Genomic DNA, 24,550 nt, shown 5'->3' with positions numbered 1-24,550 from the left:
TGCGCCCGCGCTTATTACATCCTACGGCTGTTCAAGGCGTCTTGCGAACCGGGAATGGCGTTATACGCCAGGTCCGGTTTGGCGCGCATGCCGCTTCGACTCCACGATCGTCAGCGGCGCCGGCTTCGTATGCCGGCGGAAGCGCCGCTTGAACCACTGCTCGACATCGTCGACGTAGGTGAACACCGCCGGCACCACCAGCAGGCTCAGCAGCGTGGACGTGATCAGGCCGCCGATCACCGCAATGGCCATCGGCGAGCGGAAGCTGGGGTCGGCGCCCCAGCCCAGCGCGAGCGGCATCATGCCGGCGCCCATCGCGATGGTGGTCATGATGACGGGCCGGCTGCGCTTGTGGCAGGCGTCCACCAGCGCGTCGAAGCGGCTCATGCCGGCCTGCCGCGCCAGGATCGCGTAATCGACCAGCAGGATGGAGTTCTTGGTGACGATGCCCATCAGCATGATGAGCCCGATCATCGACGGCATCGACAGCGCCCGCCCGGTCAGCAGCAGCGCGACGAAGGCGCCGCCGATCGACAGCGGCAGCGCGGCGAGGATGGTCAGCGGCTGCATGAAGTCGCGGAACAGCAGCACCAGCACGCCATAGATGCACAGCACGCCGATCGCCATTGCCAGTCCGAAGCTGGCGAACAGGGTCTGCATCTCCTGCGCGTCGCCGAGTTCGGCGATGCGCACCGACGCCGGCAGGTTGCGCATCGCCGGCAGGTTGCGCGCTTCGGTGTTGAGCTCGCCCAGCGCGCGGCTGCCCAGTTCCACGTCCAGCGTGACATTGCGGCTGCGGTTCAGGCGGTCGATCTGGGCCGGGCCGCTGGCGACACTGATCGAGGCCACGTTCTCCAGCAGCGCCGGGCCGTTGCGCCCCGGGACGGTCAGCCGCGCGATCGCGTCGAGGTCGGCGCGCACCGCGTCTGGCAGCTTGACCCGGATCGGCACCTGGCGCTCGCTCAGGTTCAGCTTGGTCAGGTTGATGTCGTAGTCGCCGGCGGTGGCGACCCGCACCGTCTCGCCGATGGCCGACGCGGTGACGCCAAGTTCGGCGGCGCGCGCGAAGTCCGGACGGACGATGATTTCCGGGCGCACCAGCGACGCGCTGGAGTTGACGTTGCCGATGCCGCGCAGGCCGCGCAGCTCGCGCACCACCTGCTGCGCCGCCGCCGACAGCGCCACCGGGTCCTCGCTGCGCAGCACCAGCTGCATCTTCACGCCGATGTCGGCCGGGCCGACAGTGAAACGCGCGCCGGGTATCGCATCGAGCCGGCTGCGCAGGCCGCGCTCGATGTCGGCCATCGATTCATGCCGGTCGCTGCGGTGCGTGGTCGTCAGCGTCAGCACCGCGCGCCGCGCCTCGGCCGCCGCGCCGGGCGCGAAGGCGTCGCCGCTGGAGCCGCCGCCGACCGAGCTGAAGACGCCGGTCACGTTCCTGTCCTCGATCGCGGCGAGGCGCGCGCGCTCGGCCACCGCGGCGGTCTGGGACAGCGTCGACCCGGGCGCCAGCTCGATGTTGATCTGGGTCTGGCCGCGGTCGGACGACGGCACGAAGCCGGTCGGCAGCAGCGGCACCAGCGCGATTGACGCAATGAAAAACAGGCCCGACGCAATCGCCGTCACCAGCCGATGGTTCAGGCACCAGCGCATGGTCGACATGTAGCGGCGCATCAGCCAGCCGTCTTCGGCCTGGTGGCGCTGCCTGGGCTTCAGCAGGTAGGCCGCCATCATCGGCGTGAGCAGCCGCGCGACCACCAGCGACGCCAGGATGGCCAGCACCGCGGTCCAGCCGAACTGCTTGAAGAACAGGCCGGGCACGCCGGCCATGAACGCCGTCGGCAGGAACACCGCGACCAGCGCGAAGGTGGTGGCGATGACCGCCATGCCGATTTCGTCGGCCGCTTCCAGCGCCGCCTGCATCGGCGTCTTGCCCATTTCCAGGTGCCGCTCGATGTTCTCGATCTCGACGATGGCGTCGTCCACCAGCACGCCCACCACCAGCGCCAGCGACAGCAGCGTCACCATGTTGAGCGTGTAGCCGAAGTAGGCCAGGCCGAGGAAGGTCGGGATGACCGACAGCGGCAGCGCGGCGGCCGCGACCAGCGTGGCCCGCCAGTCGCGCAGGAACCACCAGACCACCAGCACGGCCAGCAGCGCGCCTTCGTACAGCAGTTCCATGGAGCCCCGGAAGTTCTCCTGGATCGGCGCGGCATTGTCGATCACCTGGGTCAGCTGGATGCCGGCATGCGCGGCCTGCAGTTCCGCCACCGCGGCCCGCGCGCCCTCGGCGACCTTGACCTCGCTGGCGCCGCGGGTGCGGAAGATTTCAAAGCCGACGACCTCGCGGCCGTTCTGCGTGGCCAGCGCCCGCGGCTCGCTGACCGTGTCGCTGACGCTGGCGACCTGGTCGAGCCGGATATGCCGGCCGTCGAGCAGCGGGATGTCCAGCCGCGCCAGCTCGCCGGCGGTCTGCACGGTGGCGATGGTCCGCACCGACTGCTCGGCGCCGCCGACGTCGCCGCGGCCGCCGGGCGCTTCCTGCTGCACCTGGCGCAGCCGGCGCGACACGTCCAGCGCCGACGCGTTGAGCGCGGCCATCTTCAGCGGGTCGAGTTCGACCCGGACTTCGCGGGTGACGCCGCCCATGCGCTTGACCGCGCCGACGCCGGGCACGGCCAGCAGCCGCTTGGTGACATTATTGTCGACGAACCAGCTCAGTTCCTGCATGTCCATGCGGCTGCCGCCGGGCGCGTCGGGCGCGGCGGCAGCGGTGAAGGTCAGCACCACGCGGCCGGCGGTGGACGCCTTGGTCACCGACGGCTCGCGCAGGTCGGCCGGCAGGTCGGCGCGCACGCGGGCGACCGCGTCGCGGACGTCGTTCACCGCTTCGGCCAGCGGCTTTTCCAGGATGAATTCGACGGTGATGGTTGCGACCCCGTCCAGCACGCGGGTGTAGATGTTCTTGACGCCCTGCAGCGTCGCCACGCTGTCCTCGATCTTGCGGGCGACCTCGGTTTCCAGCTGCGCCGGCGCGGCGCCCGGCAGCGTGGCCGAGACGGTGACGACCGGCAGCTCGATGTCCGGGAAGTCCTGCACGGCGGCGCCGCGGTAGGCCAGCAGGCCGGCCAGCGTCAGCAGCACGAACAGCATGATGGCGGGGATCGGGTTGCGGATCGACAGGGCGGAAAAGTTCACGAGTGTCCCCTGGCGCTTCAGCGCGTGCTGGCGGTGGCGGTCGCCGCGCCGGCGGCGGCGGGCGTGGCGTCGGCGCGGCGCACCAGGTCGCCGTCGTTGAGGAAGCCGGCGCCGTCCAGCGCCAGCAGCGCGTCAGGCGCGACGCCCTCGACCAACTCCAGACGTTCGCCCAGCCGGCGGCCGGTGCGCACCTTGACCTGGCTGACGCGGTTGTCCGGGTTGAGGCGGAACACATAGCTGAAGCCGTCGCGCACCACCACCGCCTGCTGCGGCACGGTCAGCGCCGGCGCGCTGCCGAGGTCGAATTCGCCCCGCGCATACATGCCGGCGCGCACCGGCAGCGCGCCGGACTCGGGCGGCAGCAGGTCGACGTAGACCAGCGCGGTGCGGCTCTGCACGTCGACCGTCGGCGCGATCATGCGCACCCGGCCGGCGAGGGACGCGCCGCCGGGGGCCGCCACGGTCGCGGCGGCGCCTGGCCGGATGCTGCCGAGTTCGGTCGCGGTCACTTCTGCGCGCCACTCGAGCCGGCCCTGGCGGATCATGCGGAACAGCTCGGCGCCGGCCGGCACCACCGCGCCCACCGTGGCGGTGCGGGCCGAGATGATGCCGTCGTCCGGCGCCAGCACCCTGGTGTAGCGCAGCCGCAGCCGCTGCGTGGCGACCGCGGCCCGGGCCGCCTCCACCCGCGCCTGCGCCGTCTGCGCGCCGGTGGTGAACTGGTTGATCTGCTGGGTCGACAGCGCGCCGCTGTCCTTCAGCGTGCGCGCGCGGGCCGCGTTGTTGGCGGCGTCGGCGGCGGCGGCCTCGGCTTCCATCAGCGCCGCCGTGGCCTGGGCCATGTCGGCCTGCACCGCGTCGGCGGCGAACACGGCCAGCACGTCGCCGGCCTTCACGGTATCGCCGACATTGACGCGGACATCGGTGAGCCGCAGCCCGCCGGCCTCGCTGCCGACGATGGCTTCCTGCCAGGCCGCCACGTTGCCGTTGGCGACCAGCCGGCGCGGCATCTCGGCGGTTTCAGGGCGCACCGTGGTGACCGTCAGCGCCGGCTTGGCCGCGGCGGCTTCCTGGGGCGGCGCATTGCGGCGGGACAGCATGACGCCGGCGCCGGCCAGCACGGCCAGCACGAGCGCTGCGGCGATGATGTTGCGATGGGATTTTTTCATGGGTTTGCGCCCGCGCCGCGGTCGCTGGCGAGGCTTGCATTCGTTGCGTTCTGTTCCAGGGCGCCATCCCAGCCGCCGCCCGCTGCGCGGTACAGGGCGATCCAGGCAGCGGTGCGTTCATTCTGCAGCGACAGCAGCGCGGTTTCGGCGGTCAGGCGGACCCGGCGCGCTTCCTCCAGCTCCAGCAGGCTGGCAAGGCCGCCGCGATAGCGGGCCTCGATGCCGGCGAAGGAGGCCGCGTAGCCCTGCACCGCCACCACCGCGTCGGCGCTGCGGCGCGCGGTGCTGTCGAGCCGGACCAGCGCCTGCTCGACCTCGCGCACCGCCTGGCGGGCCGCGGCCCGGTACTGGATCACCGCGGCCTCGTACCGTTCGCGCGCGGCCTCGGCATTGGCGGCGCGGCGGCCGCCGTCGAAGATCGGCAGCGTCAGCGCCACCGGGCCGACCGACCAGGTGTCGAGCGAGCCGCTGACGCCGGCGCTGCGAAAACGCGCGGCGCCGACCGAGCCGGCCAGCGTCAGGCGCGGATATTTCTGTGCTTCCGCCGCGCCGATGTCGGCGCTGGCGGCGGCCACCTCGCGGGCGCGGGCGGCCAGGTCCGGCCGCTGCGCCAGCACCGCGGCCGGCAGCGCGTCGACCTGCAATTGCGCCTGCTGCGGCAGGCTGCCCGTATTCGCCAGCAGGCGCCGGCGCAGCTCGGGTTCCGGCATCGCCGTCAGCGCGACGAGGGTCTTGATGTCGAGGTCGCAGGCGGCGCGCTGCTGCACCAGGCGGCTGTTGCCTTCGGCGGTCGTGGCGCGCGCCAGCGCCGCGGTGGCCGGCGCCTGGAAACCGGCCTCGGCGGCCAGCGCGGTCAGGCGGCCGGTCTCGGCCCGCGAACCGGCGTCGGCCGCGGTGATGTCGACCAGCCGTTCACAGGTGCGCAGCGCGTAATACTGGTTGGCGACTTCGGCGGCGATGCTGACGCGGGCGTCATGCCAGCCGGCCTGAGCGCCTTCGTAGCGGGCGACGGCGGCGTCGCGGGCGGCGCGGTTGCCGCCGAACAGGTCGATTTCCCAGCCGGCCTGCACCGCGCCCTGCACCGTGGTGGCCATCGGCAGCGGCGGCTGGGCGCTGGTGCGGCTCGCCTGCAGCGTGCCGTCCAGGGTCGGCAGCAGCGCCGCGCCGGCGGCGGTGCGGCTGGCGCGCGCATTGGCGATCTGGGCGCGCGCCTCGGCCAGCGTCGGGCTGACGGCCTGCGCGGCGGCGATCAGGTCGGCCAGCAAGGGGTCGCCCTGGCCGCGCCACCATTGCAGCAGCTGTTCCTCGCTGCCCTGGTGCGCCACCGGCGCGGCCGGCGGCAGCTGCGACTGCCATCCGTCCGGGCTGGCGGCGGCCGGCGAGGGCGGCGTCGCCGGCGCGAATGCGCACCCGCCCAGCAGCGCGGCGGCGAGAATGATAATTCGGTGGAGGGGAGCGGGACGGAGCATGGCGGTGGCGTCGGTTGCGGGGCCGGCATGGCCCCCTCGGTTAACGGCCGCCACGGCTGCCTACTTGAGCCTGATCGGGAACGGGCCGGCGCGGCGGCTCACTTCTGCTCCGCCTGCGCCGGCGCGGCCGATGGAAGGTATCGCTCCACCAGGCTGAAAAAGCGGTCATAGAACTTGGACTCCAATATGGTCTGGCTGGCCACCTTGACCAGCGAATCGTCGCTCGCGGAGAACGGCAGGGACACCGAACCCAGCGCCGGCAGGCCCAGGCTGGCCGCGCTATTGGTTTTCTTCAGCGCGTAATGGTCCTGCAACGCGTTGACGAAGGCAATGCTGCCCTTGCCGTCGGCGCCGTCGGAGGCGCAGGTCACGTGGAACTCGATCTCGGCATGGACGTCGCCGTTCGGCTGGAAATTCTTGCGGCCGTTGATCGCATCCGGCCGGAACACGGTAATCACATAGCCCTGGCTCAGCAGCGAGCGGCGCGCCGCCTCGCAGGTCTCGATCGCGGTGGCGGCAAAGCTGCGGGAATAGGTCGTGGTCTCGCCAAATGCTTCGGTCTGGAATACCCCCTGGCGCGAAGTCGAGCACGCGCCAAGCAACAGGGCGGCAAGCACACAGAGGCAGGCAGTCGGTCGGAAAGTAGGGGACATGGTGCGGGTTTCCTAAACGTGCAGGTTGCAGATATTGTGAATAAGCAATATCTCCGTCAGACAGGCAGGGCGCGCGTTCGTTGCAGCCAAGGGTAAAAATATCCTGCCGGCATCATGCCACAATTGGCTGTCGACTCCAACAGCCTTATTTCATTGTGGCAATTCTGCCCGCGACTGCGAGTTGCTTGCCATCCGGCTTCAGCAAGACGATCTCGCCCGACTGCGGATACACGCCCGACAGCGCGGTGATGTTGACCTGGTGCGTCACCATGACCAGCGGCATGCCCGGCGGCCTTGCGCGTATCATCTGGCGCAGCGCCTCGGTCTGTTCCCGGTCGCGCACCGGCTCCTCGAAAAAGGAATTGAGCGCCGCCTGCTCGACGACAGCGCCGACGTCCAGCGCCTTCGCGGTGTCGAGGCAGCGGCACCACTGGCTGGAATAGACCGTCGCCCGTGCGACGCCATTGCTGCGCAGCAGCGCGCCGGCGTCCCTCGCCTGCCGCCGGCCCTGGGCCGACAGGTTGCGCTGGGTTGCGCAGTCGCCCAGCCGGAAGCCGGCCGGATCGCCCACGCCCGGCGCTTCCGCGTGCCGCATCAGCGCGACCAGTTCGCCGCTGCGCAGGCCAGCCCAGAGGGCGGCGTCGTCGGCCAGCGCCGGCTGGCAGAGCAGCACGGCGAGCAGGGTCAATATCTGGCGTAACCTTTTCATGCATGTCCTTTTCGTTTCCAGTCGATGGCGCTGCGGGACACCGCCCGTCAGGGGTGGGAATCCGGGCAAGGCCCGTTGGTCCGGATGACCGCGCGGTTACCCTGGGCTATCGACGTTCGAGCGTCCGGATGCGAAGCCCGGTACTTCCGCCAGCTAGCGTATCCCATAGTCCGGCGACGCGTGCATGCGCATGCGCAAGTCATCGTTTGCGACGCGCTCCTCGCGTCCCGTTCATCCGGTCCGGCCAGGCGCTCGGCAGGTTGTTCCAGGCCAAGGGCGGCCGGCTCCGGCAATCCTGCCAGCGGACCGGCGGCGGGCGCTTAGCCGGATATTATGGCTTGCGGCCCGGCCTGCGCGCCGCATGATTTCACGGTGTCGCGCTCTCGCGCGACGGCTGGAGCGGGAAGCGCAGTTCCACCCGCAAGCCTCCCAGCGCCGAATCCAGCAGCGCGACCGCGGCGCCGTGGCGGGCCGCGATACCGGCGACGATCGCCAGTCCCAGCCCGCTGCCGATGCCGTCGCCGGCTTCGCGCTGTCCGCGGTAGAAGCGCTGGAAGGCCCGTTCCCGTTCATCCGGAGGAATGCCGGGCCCGCTGTCGTCCACCGCTAGCAGCAGTGCTTCCTGCTGCCTGGCGACGCTGACGTCGACTCGTCCGCCTTCGGGCGTGTAGCGTATCGCGTTGTCCAGCAGGTTGCGCAAGAGGATGCGCAGCGCGTCCGCATCGCCGGTGACGATAGCCTTGTCAGGTGCACCCGGTGCACCCGGTGCATCCAGCGCAATCGCGGTGCGTCGCGCTTCGGCCTGCGGCCAGACGTCGGCAACGGCCTGGCGCGCCAGTTCGCCCAGGTCCACCGCCTGCATCTGCTGGACATTTTCGCCGGGTCCGGTGCGCGCGGCGGTCAGCAGCTGTTCGATCAGACGGGTTGCGCGTTCGACCCCTTGTTCGAGCCGGGCGGCGGCGTCGCGACGGCTTTCCGCGTCCGGCGCGCGCGTCAGCAGCTGCAGCTGCAGCCTGAGCGCGGTCAGCGGCGAGCGCAGTTCATGGGCGGCGTCGGCGACGAAGGCGCGCTGGCTGTCGAAGGCCAGCTTCAGGCGCGCCAGCAATGCGTTGATCGCATGGGCCACCGGCTGCACCTCGCTCGGCAGGCCATGTTCGGCCAGCGGCGCCAGGCTGCCGGCGTCCCGCTGCCGGACTTCCTGCGCCAGCCGCTGGACCGGGCGCAGCGCGCGGTCGACCAGCAGCCAGATCAGCAGCGCCATCAGCGGCGCAAAGATCAGCAGCGGGCGCAGGCTGCGCAGCGCGGCCGCGGCCGCCAGGTCGCGCCGCAGCTCCAGCGGCTGCGCGACCTGGATGATGCGGTTGCGCGCGACCATGCTGTAGACGCGCCACCGGCGAGCGCCGTCGTCGACGTCCGAGAAACCGAGCACCGCGCGGTCCGGCAGCGCCGTTCCCGGATGCGACAGGTAGAGCGTGGTGCCGTTCATGGTCCAGATCTGCACCACCACCGCCGGCGCATCCTCGTCCGCGCCGGGCGGCGGGAGGTTGGGCGCGACGCCCTGGTCGCGCAGCGACAGCGCGGTCTGTCGCAGCTGGTAGTCGAACAGCTGCTCGTTCTCCTTTAGCGTATTGCGATAGGCCAGCAGGCCCGTGATGCCGGCGGCAAGCAGCGCGGCAACCAGCAGGAAAACGCAGAGCCGTGTCCGCAGCGAGTTCATCGCAACAAGCCCGGCCGCATGGCGATGGCCGCCGCCGCGCGGCGGGCCGCTCGTTCAGGGGTGGACAGGTGGTCGCAGCGTGACTGCATGGTGAACGGGGTGAGGAGAAGAACGCATTCTAGCCGCAGCGGGCTGCCGGCGTCATGCAGCGGCGATGCCTGCCTTCCATCAGGCCGCCCGCGGTGGAACCTGAAAGGTTCGTCGCCTACTCAGTGCCGCCGCGCGCGGTGCAAGGTAGCGGCCGCAACCGGCATCGAACCTGCGACGCACACTTTTCCACCGATAGGAGATTCAATGGACCACGTTCCAGTACCGGCTTCGATGCCGGCGACCTTTCCGGCGCCGCAGTGGGAGCCGGGGCAGGGGCAGGGAGCGCAGCTGCCCGCGAACCCGTCCGCCGCACTGCATGCGGCGCCGCCGACGCCGGTCCTTCATTCGAGCCGCTCTCCGGCCGCATCGATTCGCGCACCTGTCCCGCTCCACGTCAATGCCGACCGGAACCCGTCGCCGGCGCTTGCGACTGTCGGCAAGCCGCGTTATCGCGGCGTCCCGCGCGGTCTCTCGCCCCTCGTGCATGCGGCGTTTACCGGCAACCTGGAACAGGTGCAGGCCCTGATCGGCCAGGGGCATGACGTCAATGGGTTCGACGACGTGGAAGACGGTGACTACACGCCGCTGCTGGCCGCCGCCGAAACCGGCCACGTCGCGGTCATCGACGCATTGCTGAAGGCGGGCGCCGACGTCAACCTGAAAGATGGCGAGGGCGGCGACACCGCGCTGATCTGCGCGGCGCTGCATGGCCACCAGGCCGTGGTTGCCCGGCTGCTGGCTGAGCCGGGCATCGGGGTCGCCGACATCAGGCAGGGCGGATCGAACGCGTTTTACTGCGCCGCCATCAACGGCCATGCAGAGATCGCGGCGATGCTGTTCGATGCAAGCATGGTCCCGGGCGGCGTGATTGGCAGCCTGATGCTTGCCGCCTGCCGCAGCGGCCGGCTCGCCATCGTGCAACTGATGCACCTGCGCGGCGGTGTCGACCTTGCCAGAGGCCATGGCGACGCGTTGCTGCATGCAGCCGCGTGCAACGGCCATGCGCAGGTCGTCGCCTACCTGCTCGGGGCGGGCGCGGATGCGTGCAGGGCGGACAGCCAGGGCATCAGCCCGCTGCAGCATGCTTGCAGGCGCGGCCATCTGGCGGTGGTCGACGCGATGGCCGCGCATTCCAGCCTCAACGGCGGCGCGGCGCTTGCGCTGACGCCGGCGCCGCTCCATATCGCCGCCGAGGAAGGCCATCTGCCGCTGCTCGGCTATCTGCTCAAGGCCGGCGCCGACCCCAACGTCCAGGATGCCCGCAGCGGCCGCACGGCCTTGATGGCTGCGGCCGAAAAGGGACAGGTCGACGCCATGCGCCTGCTGATGTCCTGTCCGGGGCTGAAACTGGACCTGTGCTGCGCAAGCCCGGATGCCAGTCTTGCTGGCAGCGACGGATACAGCGCCGTGCATCTGGCAATGCGCTGCGGGAAGCGCGCTGCCATAGTCTGCCTGCTCACAGCCGGCGCGAAGGTCGCGGTGCCGGCCGGTCGCGGCTACGAACAGTCCCTGCTGCGGTGGGCGATCGAGCGCAGCGATTGCGACATCGTCAGGCTGCTGCTGGAACAGTGGGCCGCCGGTTCCGGTCAGCCCGCGGCCCGCTGCGATGCCGCACTGGCGCATGCCGTACAGGCGAGGTGCGCAGGCATTGTCGAGTGCCTGCTGGAAGCCGGCCACGCGGCGGCGCCCCCCGGCCCGCTGGTCAGATTCATATGCCAGGAATCGGACAACAGAAGCCGCGACGCGCTGGCCGGCCTGGTCCCGGACGAACAGGCGCACCATGCAGGCGCCGCGCTTGCAGGCCACGCCGGTGCGATGCCCGAAGACGGCCGCCCGGTTTCCGATAGAGACGCCTATGCGTCCGCCATCGCGATCGCCGATCTGCAGCTGTGCTGCAGGACGGCGGCCGATCCCTGGCCGGATAACGTCGCTGCACGCCAGGCTCCGCTGCAGGCTTTCAGTCAACTCTTCGGGTTGGCGTCCGGGCATCAGCAATCGATGGTCCATAACCGTGTGAACCTGCTGCTGAACCTGCACGCGGAAGGCCTGCTGATGGGCGTCGCGCTGCCAGTTGCAGACCGCATCACCGGCTGCGATCCTGGCCTTGCGCTACTTGCCGGCGAGGGTCGACAGCCGAACGCGCACCATGCGGCCATGTATTACGTCGCGGCCCTGAGCGGGCTGAAACCGCAGCATCATGCCGCCGCCGCTGCGCGGATCTTCGCGGCATCGGGCGCCGGCGCCCTGGGCGTCGAGCGCCTGGCGCGCGCGGCGCACCGCCAGTTTGAAGCGCTGCAGGACCTCGTCGGGCGGGCCGGCGCGCAACTTGGCGAGGAAATGCTCGAACAGATCATGCCGGCCTGCATCGGGCATACCGACAGCCGCTACCGGGTGGATGTCGCCGGCCTGGTCGCGGCGCTGTTCCGGAGCGGCCTGGTGCCGCCGTTCGCGCACATGCTTGCGGATCGATGGACGGCTGCTGTCGCGTCGCTGCTGGCAACGCCGGTCGCGGTCCCGTCCGGCGCCACATTTCAGCAGCTGACGCAGATCCTGGACGAGGCAATGCGCGGGCTAGGGCAGTCGCATCTTGCGGCAAGCCTGCTGGCCGCGTTGCGCGAAGCCGACCTGCTCGCAGAACTGCGGCGGATGACCGGCGCCTTGCCGGCCGACGACGTGCTGCCGCTGCTGTTCCGGATCCAGGCGGACCAGCTGAGCCAGTATGCCGAGCACCTGCAGCGGGGCTGACGCAGCCCGCCGCCCGGGCCGGTACTGTCGAACCGGCAGCCGCCCCGCATCAACCGCGTTCGCGTCCCTTACCCGATCCAGCCCAAAGGAAGTTCCACCGCATGCAAGCCATTGCCGACCAAGCGCTTTCCATCCCTTTCATGCAGCGGCCTGGCGCCACGCGCACCGCGCACGTTGCGCGGCGGCCCGACGTGAAAAGCCGGCAGCCCGCGTCGGGCGTGCGCAATCCGCTTCTCGACCGCGACACCGAGACACGCCGTTTTCGCGTCCTCAACGCGCTCGGCCTCCACGCCATCGGCATCTGCCTGCGCAGCCCCGGCCTTTGCTGCGGCGGCGACAACGGCGACGACCGCATCCCCCTTGTTCCCTGTGCCGATGCCTTGCGCGTCGTCGCCCCGCCTGTCGGGGAGTCCAAACCGGCCGGCCGCCCCGCAGCCGAGCTGCAGCAGATGGCGCAGCGCCTTCTTGCCATCGCTTCGCAGCCGGCGTCGGGGCAGGCCGATGCGCCCGCTTTGCTGGTCGACTACCTGGCGGCCTGCGACGGCCAGGCGGCAGCGCGGCTGCTGGCCATGCCGGGACTGCGGCCGTTGCTGACCTGCCATGGCCGCCACGGCGAACCGGCGCTGCATAACGCGGTGCAGCGCAATCTGCCGGTGGTGGTCCAGCGGCTGATCGCCATGTCGCCGGACCCGGCGGCGCTGCTCGGCGCCGAGTCCGTCCTGGGCATCAACGCCTTGCTGCTGGCATGCATGCAAGGCAATGTTGCACTGGCCCAGGCGCTGCTTGCGCATCCGGCCGCGGTGGCGCTGGCCGCCGAGGTGCCGCCGGATCGGTGGAACCCGCTGATGGCTGCGGCGATAGACGGGCATACGCAAATCGCTGCGCTGCTGCTGGGCACCTCCAGCGCCGCCGCGCAGGCGCTTGCGCGCAACGAGGAAGGCCGCGACGCGCTGATGCTGGCGGCTGTCCAGGGCCGGCTCGGTGTTGCCGAACTGCTGCTTGCGCAGCCGTCGGCGCAGTTGCAGGCGCAGGCGATCGACCATGACGGCCGTAATGCGCTGATGCTGGCGGTGGGTGCAAACCATGCGTCGCTGGCCAGGTTCCTGCTCGCGCATCCGGCGTCCGCGGGCCAGGTGATCGAGGTGACCGGGGATGGCGACGACGCATTGATCGTCGCCGCCAGGAATGGCAATGAGGAAATCGTCGCGATGCTGCTCGAGGACCCGATGGCCGGGGTGCTGCTGGACGGCGCGACCGGCGGCGGCGTCAGCGCGCTGATGCTGGCCGCGCTCGGCGGCCATGCGGCCATCGCGAAACGGCTGCTCGACGCGATGAGCGCCGAACAGGCCAATGCCCGCGACGCCGACGGTTGCAATGCGCTGATGCTGGCCGCGCAGAACCGGGATGCCGACATCGTCCGCCTGCTGCTTGCCGACAGCCGGACCACGCAGCAGGTGTTCATCCTGGACGGCCGCGGACTGAACGCGCTGACCCATGCGACGCTGGCCGGCAGCGTCGCGTCGGTCGAGGCCCTGCTGGGCGATTCGTCGGCGGTAGGCCAGGCCGTGGCCATATCGCAGGCGACGATGGGCGGCATGGTTGCAAAAATATTGAAGGAAGGCCTGGAAACGCTGTTTTCGGCGGCCGGCGAACCGGTCAACCGAGCCACGGCGAAAAGGCGCTGTACCGTGAAGGAGGCCGCCTCCTACTGCCCGCCGCGGATGATGCTGAAGCTGCTGCCGGTCATCGCCAGGAAAATCGCGGAAAGACGCGGCCAGTAGGAGAGCAGGAAGCCGTTGCGTAAAGCCGCGGCGCGGACCGGCGCACAAGGCGCCATGAAACGCCGCAGGGTGTAACAAGCGCAAGCGCATTACAACATTGGTTGCGAACAGGCGGTGGCGGTTGACCGGCCGGTGGTGTAATGCGCTGCGCTAATTGCACCCTACGAGCCTATAAGCCTACGAGCCATGCCGGCGAATCGGGGCAATTGATCTCATCCGTTACGCCCTGACGTGGGATGGGTATCAGGCCGGCTCCGGGCGCGGAATGTAATAGCCGACGCCGCGCACATTGCGGATGAAGTCCGCGCCCAGCTTCTTCCTGATCGCGTGGATGTGCACCTCGACCGCATTGCTGTCGACTTCCTCGCCCCAGCCATACATCCGCTGCTCGAGCTGTCCGCGCGACAGGATGGCGCCGGGGCGCATCGCCAGCGCCTCGACGATGGCGTATTCGCGGGCCGACAGGGTCAGCGGCTGGCCGCCGCGCAGCACGGCGCGCCGCGCCAGGTCCACGCTGATGTCGCCCAGCGCCAGGTCGGGCTCGGGGCGGCCGGCGCTGCGGCGCAGGGCCGAGCGGATGCGGGCGGCCAGTTCATCGAGGTCGAAGGGCTTGACGATGTAGTCGTCGGCCCCGGCGTCCAGGCCGGCAATGCGCGACTCCACCGCATCCCGTGCGGTGATCACGATGACCGGCATCGCCTGGCGCCGCCCGCGCAGGCTGCGCAGGACCGCCAGGCCGTCCTTGCCCGGCAGGCCCAGGTCGAGCAGCGCCAGGTCGTACTGGCCGTCGGCCAGCGCCGCATCGGCCCGCTGGCCGTCGCGCATCCAGTCGACCACGTAGCCGTCCTGCGTCAGCGCGTCGCGGACGGCGGCGCCTATCATCTGGTCGTCTTCGGCTAGGAGTATGCGCATGATGTCGGGGAAGGAGGGCAGGCGCGTAGTTTATCCCTTGCGCCTGCCTGGCGCCGCCGCGCCGGCCGCATCAGCGCGGCCGCACCAGCCGCAGCGCCTGCCGCGCCAGGAAAGCCGCGCCGGCAGGCAGCAGCGGCAGCGCGTAATAGATCACCCGGAACGCCAGCAGCGCGGCCAGCGCCTGCGGCAGCGGCGAGCCCGCCGGCAGCAGCAGCAGGAAAGCCGAATCGAACACGCCCAGGCCGCCCGGCGCCTGGCTTGCGCTCCCGGCCACCATGGCCAGCATGAACGCCTGCAGGAAATGGATGTACGCATAGCCGGGAATGGCCGGCAGCAGCAGCCACAGCACGCCGGAGATGCCGGCCAGGTCCAGCACGCCAACCCCCACCTGGCCGATGCAAAGACCCGGCGCCGGCAGCGCGACCTGGCGGCGGCCGAGGCGGAATGCCGGCACGCGCCAGGCGAGCAGCAGGTAGCCGAGCACCGCCAGCAGCAGCGCGATGCCGACCAGCCTCAGCGACGGCCGCACCGGGTCGGCCGTGAACAGCAGCCCGCCGAGCGCCGCATAGCCTAGCCAGAAGCCGAGGCTGGCGAACACCGCGACCTTCGCCGCCTGTCCGGGCTGCACGCCCGCCGCTTTCCAGGCGGAATAGCGCAGCGTGCCGGCAATCAGCAGCGCGTTGAACGAGACGTTGCCTACCGCATAGGCCATCGCCGTTCCCGGCGCGCTGCGCCGCCACGGCCAGTGCAGCCCGAGCCAGCGCAGGCTCAGCCTGTCGTACAGCGTCAGCACGACATACGACAGCGCGGTGCAGCCCACCGCCAGCGCCGCCTTTGCCGGCGGCAGCGCCGACAGCGCGGCGACGATCTCGGCCGTGCTGGTGCCCTGGAGCATGCCGTGCAGGCCCCACAGCGCAAGGCCGACGATGACGAGGCCCAGCAGCGGACCGGCGAGCTTCCGCAGCCGCGCGGCGCGGCTCGCTTCGGGAGCGGGCGGGGTGGGTTCGGACATGGCGCAGCGGGAAGAAAGGAATGCGGCAATTGTCCGCCGCCGCCGCCGGGCTGTCGTCGCCTTCGCTCAAGGGTCGGCGCGACCGCGACTATCGGGAGGATAGGCGTGACGGCCGACGCGGTGACGCGATGCAGTTGCGGCGGGCAAGCAGGTGCACGGCGGTGGCAAGGCGGCCGCCCGCTATTCCAGCGGCTCGACCCGCATGCCGTCCTTCATCTGGTTGCCGGGGAAGCGCACGACCACCGCGTCGTCCGGCAGGCCGGACAGGACTTCCGCCCGGTCCTGGTTGCGCTGGCCGACCGCCACCTCGCGCTCCCGGATGCGGCCGCCGTCGACGATGAACAGGTGCCAGGCCTCGCCGACGCGGAACAGGCTGCTGCCCGGCACGGTTCTCACCGATTGCCCTTCCCAGATCACGACCCTGGCCTCCACCCGGTAGCCGTCGCCGAGCGGTCCGAGGCCGTCGACCGGCGTGCCGATGACATTGACCCGCTGTTCCTCGACGCCCAGCGCCGACACCTTGGTGAAGGCGACCGGCTCGACCAGCCGCACCACCGCGCGCAGCGACTGGCCGCCGCCCCAGTCGTCCAGCCACATGGTCTGGCCGGGCCGTATCTTCACCGCGTCGGTCGACAGCACGTCGACCACGATCTCGTAGGCGGCCGGGTCGCCGACCGAGACCAGCGGCGTGCCGGCCGGCACCGTGCGCTCGCTCTTTTCATGGACCCTGAGCACATAGCCGTCGACCGGCGACCTGAGGTCCAGCGGCCGCTGTTCGCCGCCCGCGCTGTCCGCGGCGATCAGCGCGGCCTCCGCCGAACGGACATCGGCCTGGGCCGCCAGCGCGCGCGCACGGGCGGCGTCCGCCTCGGCGCGCGCGGCGGCTTCCGCCGCGCCGGCCTTGTCCATCGCTTGCTGTGACACGAAACGCTCGGCGACCAGTTTTTCGATGCGCGCGCGCTCGCTTGCCGCCAGCTGCAGGTCGCTGTCGGCGCGCCGCGCGCGCAGGCCGGCCTCGCGCGCCAGCGCCCGGGCCGACTCCAGCCGGGCCTCGGACTGGCCGCGCTGGCGCGGGTCCATCGGCAATGGGTGCAGCGTGGCCAGCAAGCTGCCCCTGGCGACCGGGTCGCCATCGTCGAGCATGCTGCGCGCCAGCCGGCCCGCCACCGGGGCGGCCAGCACGTACTTGTCGTGGATGCGCACCTGGCCCTGGTTGCCGACGCTCACCTGCATCGGCCCGACCGTGACCGGCGACAGCTCGGTACGCAGCGGCGCCGGCGCCAGCAGCACCCAGGCCAGCAGCGCCAGCGCGGCCACGGCAAGCGCGGCGGCCGCGTATTTTTTATAGGCGGGCTTCTGCTCGGGCAGCGCCTCGGCCTGCAACGGCCTGGACATCGTGCGTGTATCCATGATGCTGTGTCGCTCCGTTCATGCGGTCCGGTCAACAGCGCGGCGCGGCGCTTCGGACGATCCGTCCGGACGACGCGTTCGACCCGCCGGCGGCGTTCGGCGGCCGCCGGCCATGCGCTTGCCGGCAGCCGGACCCATCGCCGCCTCCGCTCCGTTTCTCCGTGGTTCATCCCATGCCATCGCGTTCACTCCCGGGTCTTCAGCACTTCGATCAGGTCCATCCGCCGCAGCTTGCGCCACACCAGGTAGCCGGCGGCGACGGCCGCGGCCAGCACCACGCCGATCGACAGCAGGTAGGTGTGGCCGCTGACCACCAGCGGGATGCGGAACAGGTCCTGGCTCAGCAGCTCGGACAGCAGCGCGGCCAGCAGGTAGCCCAGCCCGCAGCCGAGCGGCAGCGCCGCCAGCGTCAGCGCGGCCTGCTGGCCCAGCAGCATCGCGGCGACCTCGGCATTGGTGAAGCCGAGTATGCGCAGGCTGGCCAGCTCGATCGCCTGTTCCGACAGCGCGATGCGCGTGGCGTTGTACACCACGCCCAGCGCGATGATGCAGGCGAAGCTGACCAGCACCCTGGTGTTCATCCGCATGTTCTGGGCTATGGTCGCCAGGAAGCTCTGCAGCGTCGCCTCGCGCAGGCTGACGCTGCGCACCGCGGGTATGGTCTTCAGCATGCGGTACAGCGCGGCCTGGCGCGCCGGGTCGACCGCGAGATAGGCGCCCGATGCGGTGACCGGCTCCTGCGCCAGCGCCGCCAGCGCCCGCGCGTCCATGTACGAGAACATGCCGATCGGCTCGTCGATGATGCGCGTCACCGGCACCTGCACCGTGCTGCGCTGGCCTTCCATGAAGCTCACTTCCAGCGGCTCGCCGGCCGCGATGCCCAGCGTCTGCGCCAGCATGCGCGTGAGCACGATGCCGTGCGGCGGCAGCGGCACGGTCCGCTCGGCGTCGTCCAGCACCCGCCGCAGCAGCGGCTGCGGCGCCAGCGCGACGATGGCGGTCTTCTTGCTGCGGTGGCGGTAGCGCATCTTCACCGCCATCATCCGGAACGGCTCGACCCGCAGCACGCCGGGCAGGCTGGCGAGGTTGCTGGCGACCGACCAGTCGCGCGGCTCGTTGAAGGACAGCGACACGTCGTCGCGCTGGGCGACGCGGAACTGCAGGCGGATCACTTCATTGAGCGCGTCGAAGGTGTACTGGCCGGTGATCACCAGCGCCAGCGCCGAGGCCAGGCCCAGCACCGACAGCAGGCTCTTGACCGGCTTGCGCTCCAGGTTGCGCAGCACCATGCGCACCGGCAGCGGCATCCAGCGCTGCAGTCCCAGCCGTTCGAGCGGCCCCGGCTGGAAATGCGCGGGCGCCTCGGGCCGCATCGATTCGGCCGGCGACAGGGTGACCACGCGGCGCGTCGCCAGCAGCGCGCCGACGACGGCCGACAGCGCCGCGATCGACAGCGCGGCCGTCACCGCGAAGGCCGACAGGGAAAACGACAGCCTGGGGAAATGGTAGAAGCGGCCGTACAGCTGCGCCAGCCCGTGGCCCAGCCATGCGCCGACCGCGATGCCGGCGACGCCGCCCGCCATCACGGTCGACAGCGCGAACTTCATGTAATGCATGCTGACCGCCAGCCGGCCGTAGCCCAGGCTCTTCAGCAGGCCGATCTGCGCGCGCTGCAGCGCGGTCAGCCGCGACAGCACGTTATGCACGAGAAAGGCGGCGACGGCCAGGAAAATGGCCGGCAGCACCGTCGCGGAAACGCGGCTCTGCGCGAGTTCGTTGGACAGGAAATTATGGGAAAGCTGGTCCTGCCGGCCGTAGGCGCCCAGCGCGCCATAGGGCGCGAGCAACTGGTCCAGCCGCTCGATGACCTGCTTCTCGCTGGCATGCGGCGCCAGCGTCACCGAGACATCGTTGATGCCGTCGCGCATGGCCAGCGCGCCGGCCAGCGCGTCCCGGTCCATCCACAGCACGCCGAAGCGGCGGTTGTCGGGAAAGCTGTCGCCCTTGATTTCATTGAGGTACTCGGGCGACATTGCGATGCCGACGATGCGCAGCCGCTCGCGGCGGCCGTTGATGATCGCGCCCAGCGTGTCGCCGGGATGCAGCCCATTGGCCTCGGAGAACGCGACGCTGACCAGCACCGCATTCCGTTCGGCCGCGCCCGGCATGCGGCCGTCGCGCAGGAACACGCGGTTGAGGCCGGATTCTCCGGGCGGGGCCAGCGACACCAGCCGGCCGCTGGCCGGCTCGTCCAGGCCGGGCACGTCGAGCGACGCGTCGAACACCACGCGGCCGTCGGCCTCGTTGACGCCCGGAATGGTCCGTACCTGGGAAAGGACCGAGAGCGGCGCGCGCCGGACGCTGGCGAACACGTCGGCGAAGCGGTAGCGTTCGTAGTATGCATGCTGGGAAGTGAGCAGCGCCTCGTACGAGCCGCGCATGGTGACGAAGGTCGCCACGCCGTACAGCGCCACCATCGCCACCGCCAGCACCTGGCCGCGCATGCGCCACAGGTCGCGCAGCAGCTTGCGGTCGAGCATGCTGACATGCAGGCGCATTGACTGCGGGATATGCGGCGGCGTCACCATGAGATCTGCTGCGGCGTCTGCCGGGTCTGGTTGACGTCGATGCGGTTGATGCGGCCGCTGCCGATATGCACGACCCGGTGCGCCAGCCCGGCGATGGCCGCATTGTGCGTGATGACCACCGTGGTCGTGCCGAGTTCGTCGTTGATGCGGGTCAGCACCTCCAGCACGATCTTGCCGGTCACGTAGTCGAGCGCGCCGGTCGGCTCGTCGCACAGCAAGATGTCCGGCCGCTTGGCGATCGCGCGCGCAATGGCGACCCGCTGCTGTTCGCCGCCCGACATCTGCGCCGGGAAGTGGTTCAGCCGCTCGTCCAGGCCGACCAGGGCCAGCGCGTCCGCCGCGTCCATCGGGTGGCTGCTGATCTCGGTGACCAGCTGCACGTTTTCCAGCGCGGTCAGGCTGGGGATCAGGTTGTAGAACTGGAACACGAAGCCGACATGGTTGCGGCGGTAGCGGGTCAGCGTGGCGTCGTCGGCGCGGCTGAGGTCGGTGTCGCCATAGCGCAGGCGTCCGGTGCTGGGCAGGTCGAGGCCGCCGATGATGTTGAGCAGCGTCGACTTGCCGCTGCCGGACGCGCCCAGCAGCACCACCAGCTCGCCGCCGTAGAGGTCGAGGTCCGTCGCCTTCAATGCCTCCACCTTCAGCGCGCCCATCGTGTAGGTCTTGCTCACGCCCGACAGGGAAAAGACGGTGCGGGCGTCGATGGCCGGGGTTGGCTGGTCGGACATGGGCAGGCTTGTCTGGTGGCGATGGAAGGGCGGGCCGGGAGCGCGGACGCGGCCTGCATCAGCGGGCACGCCCGGACCGGCTGCGCGCGCCGGAACCGCTTCTCACTCCCAGGTTGTCATGGCCAGCTTGTCATCCCCGCCTTGCCGCGCCCTTGACCCAGGTCAAAGCACGCCGGATCGCCGCTTACGCCCGGTCGGCCACGCGCTGGCGTTCATTGCCGGCGTCCGGCTCGCCCGACAGCCGGAGCAGCGCCGCGCGGGCCGCGGCCATCAGCAAGCGCATATCGCCGTGCCGCGGGTCGAGCACGGCGCCGATGTCGAGCGACATCGTGGCACGCACCAGCAGCCAGCGGCGCGGCTTCAGCGCCAGACGCGCGCCGCGCAGCCCGGCCGTCACGAGCGGCGCGCCGGTGCGCCTGGCCGCGACGAATGCGCCGCTATGGAAGCGCCGCAGCCCCGGCTCCGGCACGAAGCCGGCTTCCGGGAAGATCACCAGGTTGCCGCGCCGGCGCAGCGCCTGCACGAGCAGCGCGGCATTGCCCGCGTGGCTGCCGGCCCCGGCGGGCATCAGCACCACCGTGCCCAGGGCCCGCAGCAGCGGGCACAGCAGCCGCTGCACCGGGAATTGCTGGCGCACCACGAACGCATAGCCCGGGGTCGGCGGCAGCAGCGCGACCAGCGCGATGCCGTCGATGAAGCTGCTGTGATTGACCAGCAGGATATGTGGCACGCCGGGCAGGCGCTCCAGCCCGCGCGCCGCGACCGGCATGCCCGCCAGCCGGAACAGCAGCCTGGCGCCGGCGCGGGCGACCGGCCGCGCCAGCGCGGGCCGCCGCAGCGCCATGATGAGTAGGACAAACACGGGCAGCAGCACGGCCGCCAGCGACCACGCGTAGGTGCTGGACAGCCAGCCGGACAGCCGGCCTGGTTCAGCGCCCGCCCGCATGGTCCAGCGGCAGCGCCGTCTTGTACTTGACCTGCTTCAACGCGAAGCTGGAGCGGATGTTCTTGATGCCGGGTATGCGCGTCAGGTGTTCCAGGATGAAGCGCTCCAGCGCCTGTATGTCAGGCACCACGATGCGCAGCAGGTAGTCGGCATCCCCGGTCATCAGGTAGACCTCCATCACGTCGTCGAAGCGGCTGACTTCCTGCTCGAAGCAGGCCAGCGCGCCGGCTTCCTGCTTCTCCAGGCTGACCTGGATGAACACGTTGACCTTCAGACCCAGCGCGTGCGGGTCGGCCAGCGCGACGTAGCGCGCGATGACGCCGCGCGCCTCCAGGCTGCGCACCCGTGCCAGCGTCGGCGACGGCGAGAGGCTGATGCGCGCGGCCAGCTCCACGTTGCTCTGCGCGCTGTCCTCCTGCAGCAGGCGGAGTATGCGGATATCGGCGGCGTCGAGTTCGATGTTTGGCATGAAATGCTTTCAAAGTGGCGTCTACTAGCATTTTATGCTGGGTAGGATGATTTTCCCCGGTCGATTCGAGCGCACATGCGGCAGGATTCCACGTACCGTATCGTCCACTATCCGAACATCCGACCTTTCGACCTTTCGACCTTTCGACCTTTCCCAGGAGCCCGACATGGACATGCCGCCCGCCAGCCGCCTCATCACCGATACCGACGCCGACCCGGGCGAAACGGCCGAATGGATAGACGCGCTGCAGGCCGTGCTGCAGTCCGGCGGCAGGGAGCGCGCCCGCTTCCTGCTCTCGAAGCTGTCCTCGGCGGCCTGGGAATGGGGCGTGCAGTGGCGCGCCGCCCGCAACACGCCTTACGTCAATACGATACGAACCGCCGACGAGCCGGCCTATCCGGGCGGCGCCGACGGCCTGCTGCTGGAACAGAAGCTGGCGGGCATCATGCGCTGGAACGCACTGGCGATGGTGGTGCGGGCCAACCGTGCGCATGCCGAGCTGGGCGGCCATATCGCCAGCTACGCGTCGGCCGCCGACCTGTTCGAAGTCGGCTTCAACCATTTTTTCCGGGCGCGCAACGGCGACTTCGGTGGCGACCTAATGTTCTTCCAGCCGCATTCCGCGCCCGGCGTCTATGCGCGGGCCTATCTCGAAGGCGCGCTGGGCGCCGACGACCTCGGCTTCTATCGCCGCGAACTGGAAGCCGCGCGGCACGGCGCGCGCGGCCTGTCCTCGTACCCGCATCCGTGGCTGATGCCGGACTTCTGGCAGTTTCCCACCGGCTCGATGGGCATCGGCCCGATCAACGCCATCTACCAGGCGCGCTTCCTGCGCTACCTCGAACACCGCGGCCTGCTGGCGGCGCAGGACCGGCGGGTCTGGGGCGTGTTCGGCGACGGCGAGATGGACGAGCCGGAATCGCTGGCGGCGCTCAGCCTGGCCGCGCGCGAAGGCCTGGACAACCTGACCTTCGTCATCAACTGCAACCTGCAGCGGCTGGACGGCCCGGTGCGCGGCAACGGCCATGTCGTCGACGAACTGGAAACCCTGTTCGACGGCGCCGGCTGGAACGTGATCAAGCTGCTCTGGGGCTCGGACTGGGACCCGCTGTTCGCCCGCGACGCCGACGGCGCGCTGGTCGAGGCGCTGAACAATACCGTCGACGGCCAGCTGCAGACCTTCGCCGCCAATGACGGCGGCTACAACCGCACCCATTTCTTCGGCCAGTCGCCGGCCATGCAGGCGATCGGCGCGACGCTGACCGATGCCGAGATCGACCGGCTGCATCGCGGCGGCCATGACATGAAGAAGATCCATGCGGCCTATGCGGCAGCCGCCGCGCACCGCGGTCGGCCCACCGTGATCCTGGCGCAGACCAAGAAGGGCTTCGGCATGGGCAGCGCGGGCCAGGGCCGGATGACCACGCACCAGCACAAGAAGCTCGAGCGCGACGAGCTGCTGGCCTTCCGCGACCGCTTCGGCCTGCCGCTCACCGATGCGCAATGCGAATCGCTGGCCTTCTACAAGCCCGCCGACGACAGCCCCGAGATGCGCCACCTGCATGCGCAGCGCGCGGCCCTGGGCGGCTTCCTGCCGCGCCGCCAAGATCCGCGCGAGCCGCTGCCGGCGCCGCCCGTCGACAGCTACGCCCGCTTCGCGCTGGAGTCGGACGGCAAGGAAATGTCGACCACGATGGCGCTGGTGCGCATGATGGGCAACCTGCTGAAGGACCCGCAGCTGGGCCGGCGCGTGGTGCCCATCGTCGCCGACGAGGCGCGCACCTTCGGCATGGCCGGGCTGTTCCGCCAGGTCGGCATCTACTCGTCGCAGGGCCAGTTGTACGAACCGGAAGACATCGGCTCCATCCTGTCCTACCGCGAGGCGAAGGACGGCCAGATCCTGGAGGAGGGCATCACCGAAGCGGGCGCGCTGTCCTCGTGGACCGCGGCCGCGACCAGCTACTCGGTGCATGGCCTGCCTATGCTGCCGTTCTATATCTATTACTCGATGTTCGGCTTCCAGCGTGTTGGCGACCTGATCTGGGCCGCGGCCGACCAGCGCGCCCGCGGCTTCCTGGTGGGCGCGACATCCGGCCGCACCACGCTGGCCGGGGAAGGACTGCAGCACCAGGACGGCAGCAGCCACCTGGTGGCGGCGACGATACCGAACTGCGTCGCCTACGACCCGGCATTTGCGTACGAAGTCGCGGTCATCGTCGAGGACGGCATGCGGCGCATGCTGGGGGAGGGCGAGGACGTGTTCTATTACCTGACCGTGACCAACGAGAACAATGCGCAGCCGCCGCTGCCGGACAAGGCGCGAGAGGGCATCCTGCGCGGCATGCACCGTCTCGCCGGCTGCGCGGCGCCGCGTGCGCGGCTGCTGGCCGCGGGCGCCATCGTGAAGGAGGCGTTGCAGGCCGCCGAATTGCTGCGCACGCATTTCGGGGTGGAAGTCGAAGTGTGGAGCGTCACCAGCTTTTCCGAGCTGGCGCGGGACGGCATGGCGGCGGACCGCGCCAACCGCTGGCGCGAGCAGCCGGCGCTGGCCTACGTGACGGCGCAGCTGCAGGGCGATATCCCGGTGATCGCCGCGAGCGACTACGTGAAAGCCGTCGCCGACAGCATCCGCGCCTGGGTCCCGGCGCCTTACGTCGCGCTGGGCACCGACGGTTTCGGCCGCAGCGACACCCGCGCCGCGCTGCGCGACTACTTCGAGGTCAGTGCTGCATGGATCGCTTTTGCAACTATCGAGAAGATCATGCCTTCAGTACAGGAAAGGCGCGCCGCTGCCGCGACGCTTGGACTGGCCAGCACGGTTGGGGAAATCGGGGACGACTGATGGCGCGATCCGCGCCGACGGAGGCCGCATCCGGCGCGGGTTCGCCCGGGATGGACTTGCTGCGCCGGCCGTTGTCGTCCAGTCTTTGACGTTATCGTAGCCGCGCGTGCCG

General features: G+C 70.4%; 16 protein-coding genes. 3 read left to right on the top strand and 13 right to left on the bottom strand.

Features of this window, described 5'->3' with window-relative positions; translation table 11 throughout:
- Window positions 1–60: 60 nt before the first annotated feature.
- The 6 genes from QOL82_RS04930 to QOL82_RS04905 all read right to left on the bottom strand — a co-directional run bounded on the left by QOL82_RS04930 (window position 61) and on the right by QOL82_RS04905 (window position 8,915).
- Window positions 61–3,198, bottom strand: coding sequence for an efflux RND transporter permease subunit (locus tag QOL82_RS04930; protein ID WP_283441132.1), 3,138 nt, complete (start codon window positions 3,196–3,198; stop codon window positions 61–63).
- Window positions 3,199–3,215: 17 nt separating this feature from the next.
- On the bottom strand, window positions 3,216–4,367 hold the full coding sequence (locus QOL82_RS04925; RefSeq protein ID WP_283441131.1) for an efflux RND transporter periplasmic adaptor subunit: 1,152 nt from the start codon (window positions 4,365–4,367) through the stop codon (window positions 3,216–3,218).
- The gene (locus QOL82_RS04920; protein ID WP_283441130.1) at window positions 4,364–5,836 is read right to left on the bottom strand and encodes an efflux transporter outer membrane subunit; all 1,473 of its coding nucleotides are present in this window, start codon (window positions 5,834–5,836) and stop codon (window positions 4,364–4,366) included. The genes QOL82_RS04925 and QOL82_RS04920 overlap by 4 nt, the downstream gene beginning before the upstream one ends.
- A 98-nt stretch (window positions 5,837–5,934) precedes the next feature.
- Complete coding sequence (locus tag QOL82_RS04915) at window positions 5,935–6,489, bottom strand: DUF2242 domain-containing protein (RefSeq protein WP_283441129.1); 555 nt, start codon at window positions 6,487–6,489, stop codon at window positions 5,935–5,937.
- Between the two features lie 145 nt (window positions 6,490–6,634).
- Entirely contained in the window at window positions 6,635–7,198 is a 564-nt protein-coding gene (locus QOL82_RS04910; protein ID WP_283441128.1) for a histidine phosphatase family protein, read from the bottom strand.
- A gap of 367 nt (window positions 7,199–7,565) precedes the next feature.
- Window positions 7,566–8,915, bottom strand: a complete 1,350-nt coding sequence (locus QOL82_RS04905) for an ATP-binding protein (protein ID WP_283441127.1) — start codon at window positions 8,913–8,915, stop codon at window positions 7,566–7,568.
- Between the two features lie 294 nt (window positions 8,916–9,209).
- On the opposite strand from QOL82_RS04905, the gene QOL82_RS04900 reads away from it, so the two are divergent.
- Both QOL82_RS04900 and QOL82_RS04895 read left to right on the top strand, forming a co-directional pair.
- A complete protein-coding gene (locus QOL82_RS04900) occupies window positions 9,210–11,750 on the top strand; it encodes an ankyrin repeat domain-containing protein (RefSeq protein ID WP_283441126.1) in 2,541 nt (846 codons plus the stop codon).
- Window positions 11,751–11,851: 101 nt separating this feature from the next.
- Window positions 11,852–13,531: an ankyrin repeat domain-containing protein gene (locus tag QOL82_RS04895; RefSeq protein ID WP_283441125.1), complete on the top strand. Its 1,680-nt coding sequence runs from the start codon at window positions 11,852–11,854 to the stop codon at window positions 13,529–13,531.
- Between the two features lie 243 nt (window positions 13,532–13,774).
- Here QOL82_RS04895 and QOL82_RS04890 read toward each other — a convergent pair whose 3' ends face one another.
- From QOL82_RS04890 to QOL82_RS04860, 7 genes are all read right to left on the bottom strand, one after another.
- Window positions 13,775–14,443: a response regulator gene (locus tag QOL82_RS04890; RefSeq protein WP_283441124.1), complete on the bottom strand. Its 669-nt coding sequence runs from the start codon at window positions 14,441–14,443 to the stop codon at window positions 13,775–13,777.
- 70 nt (window positions 14,444–14,513) lie between these two features.
- Window positions 14,514–15,455, bottom strand: coding sequence for a lysylphosphatidylglycerol synthase domain-containing protein (locus QOL82_RS04885; RefSeq protein ID WP_283441123.1), 942 nt, complete (start codon window positions 15,453–15,455; stop codon window positions 14,514–14,516).
- A gap of 180 nt (window positions 15,456–15,635) precedes the next feature.
- Complete coding sequence (locus QOL82_RS04880) at window positions 15,636–16,865, bottom strand: efflux RND transporter periplasmic adaptor subunit (protein ID WP_283441122.1); 1,230 nt, start codon at window positions 16,863–16,865, stop codon at window positions 15,636–15,638.
- Between the two features lie 185 nt (window positions 16,866–17,050).
- Window positions 17,051–19,453, bottom strand: a complete 2,403-nt coding sequence (locus tag QOL82_RS04875; protein ID WP_283441121.1) for an ABC transporter permease — start codon at window positions 19,451–19,453, stop codon at window positions 17,051–17,053.
- Complete coding sequence (locus QOL82_RS04870) at window positions 19,447–20,181, bottom strand: ABC transporter ATP-binding protein (RefSeq protein ID WP_283441120.1); 735 nt, start codon at window positions 20,179–20,181, stop codon at window positions 19,447–19,449. The genes QOL82_RS04875 and QOL82_RS04870 overlap by 7 nt, the downstream gene beginning before the upstream one ends.
- Before the next feature lie 184 nt (window positions 20,182–20,365).
- Complete coding sequence (locus tag QOL82_RS04865) at window positions 20,366–21,127, bottom strand: lysophospholipid acyltransferase family protein (RefSeq protein WP_283441119.1); 762 nt, start codon at window positions 21,125–21,127, stop codon at window positions 20,366–20,368.
- Window positions 21,111–21,587, bottom strand: a complete 477-nt coding sequence (locus QOL82_RS04860) for an Lrp/AsnC family transcriptional regulator (protein WP_283441272.1) — start codon at window positions 21,585–21,587, stop codon at window positions 21,111–21,113. Before QOL82_RS04860 ends, QOL82_RS04865 begins: the two co-directional genes overlap by 17 nt.
- A 175-nt stretch (window positions 21,588–21,762) precedes the next feature.
- Between QOL82_RS04860 and mdeB the strand changes: the two genes are divergently transcribed.
- A complete protein-coding gene (gene mdeB, locus QOL82_RS04855) occupies window positions 21,763–24,438 on the top strand; it encodes an alpha-ketoglutarate dehydrogenase (protein WP_283441118.1) in 2,676 nt (891 codons plus the stop codon).
- The last annotated feature ends 112 nt before the right edge of the window (window positions 24,439–24,550 follow it).

It is taken from the genome of Noviherbaspirillum suwonense (genome assembly GCF_900182955.1).
Taxonomy (GTDB): Bacteria; Pseudomonadota; Gammaproteobacteria; order Burkholderiales; family Burkholderiaceae_D; genus Noviherbaspirillum_A; species Noviherbaspirillum_A suwonense.
This window is presented reverse-complemented; position numbering and strand designations above follow the sequence as displayed.

Coding starts and splice junctions, on each gene's coding strand:
- QOL82_RS04910 (WP_283441128.1), bottom strand. CDS start 7,198: ATGAAAAGGTTACGCCAGATATTGACCCTGCTCGCCGTGCTGCTCTGC.
- QOL82_RS04895 (WP_283441125.1), top strand. CDS start 11,852: ATGCAAGCCATTGCCGACCAAGCGCTTTCCATCCCTTTCATGCAGCGG.
- QOL82_RS04905 (WP_283441127.1), bottom strand. CDS start 8,915: ATGAACTCGCTGCGGACACGGCTCTGCGTTTTCCTGCTGGTTGCCGCG.
- QOL82_RS04925 (WP_283441131.1), bottom strand. CDS start 4,367: ATGAAAAAATCCCATCGCAACATCATCGCCGCAGCGCTCGTGCTGGCC.
- QOL82_RS04920 (WP_283441130.1), bottom strand. CDS start 5,836: ATGCTCCGTCCCGCTCCCCTCCACCGAATTATCATTCTCGCCGCCGCG.
- QOL82_RS04875 (WP_283441121.1), bottom strand. CDS start 19,453: ATGGTGACGCCGCCGCATATCCCGCAGTCAATGCGCCTGCATGTCAGC.
- QOL82_RS04890 (WP_283441124.1), bottom strand. CDS start 14,443: ATGCGCATACTCCTAGCCGAAGACGACCAGATGATAGGCGCCGCCGTC.
- QOL82_RS04880 (WP_283441122.1), bottom strand. CDS start 16,865: ATGGATACACGCACGATGTCCAGGCCGTTGCAGGCCGAGGCGCTGCCC.
- QOL82_RS04900 (WP_283441126.1), top strand. CDS start 9,210: ATGGACCACGTTCCAGTACCGGCTTCGATGCCGGCGACCTTTCCGGCG.
- mdeB (WP_283441118.1), top strand. CDS start 21,763: ATGGACATGCCGCCCGCCAGCCGCCTCATCACCGATACCGACGCCGAC.
- QOL82_RS04885 (WP_283441123.1), bottom strand. CDS start 15,455: ATGTCCGAACCCACCCCGCCCGCTCCCGAAGCGAGCCGCGCCGCGCGG.
- QOL82_RS04865 (WP_283441119.1), bottom strand. CDS start 21,127: ATGCGGGCGGGCGCTGAACCAGGCCGGCTGTCCGGCTGGCTGTCCAGC.
- QOL82_RS04870 (WP_283441120.1), bottom strand. CDS start 20,181: ATGTCCGACCAGCCAACCCCGGCCATCGACGCCCGCACCGTCTTTTCC.
- QOL82_RS04915 (WP_283441129.1), bottom strand. CDS start 6,489: ATGTCCCCTACTTTCCGACCGACTGCCTGCCTCTGTGTGCTTGCCGCC.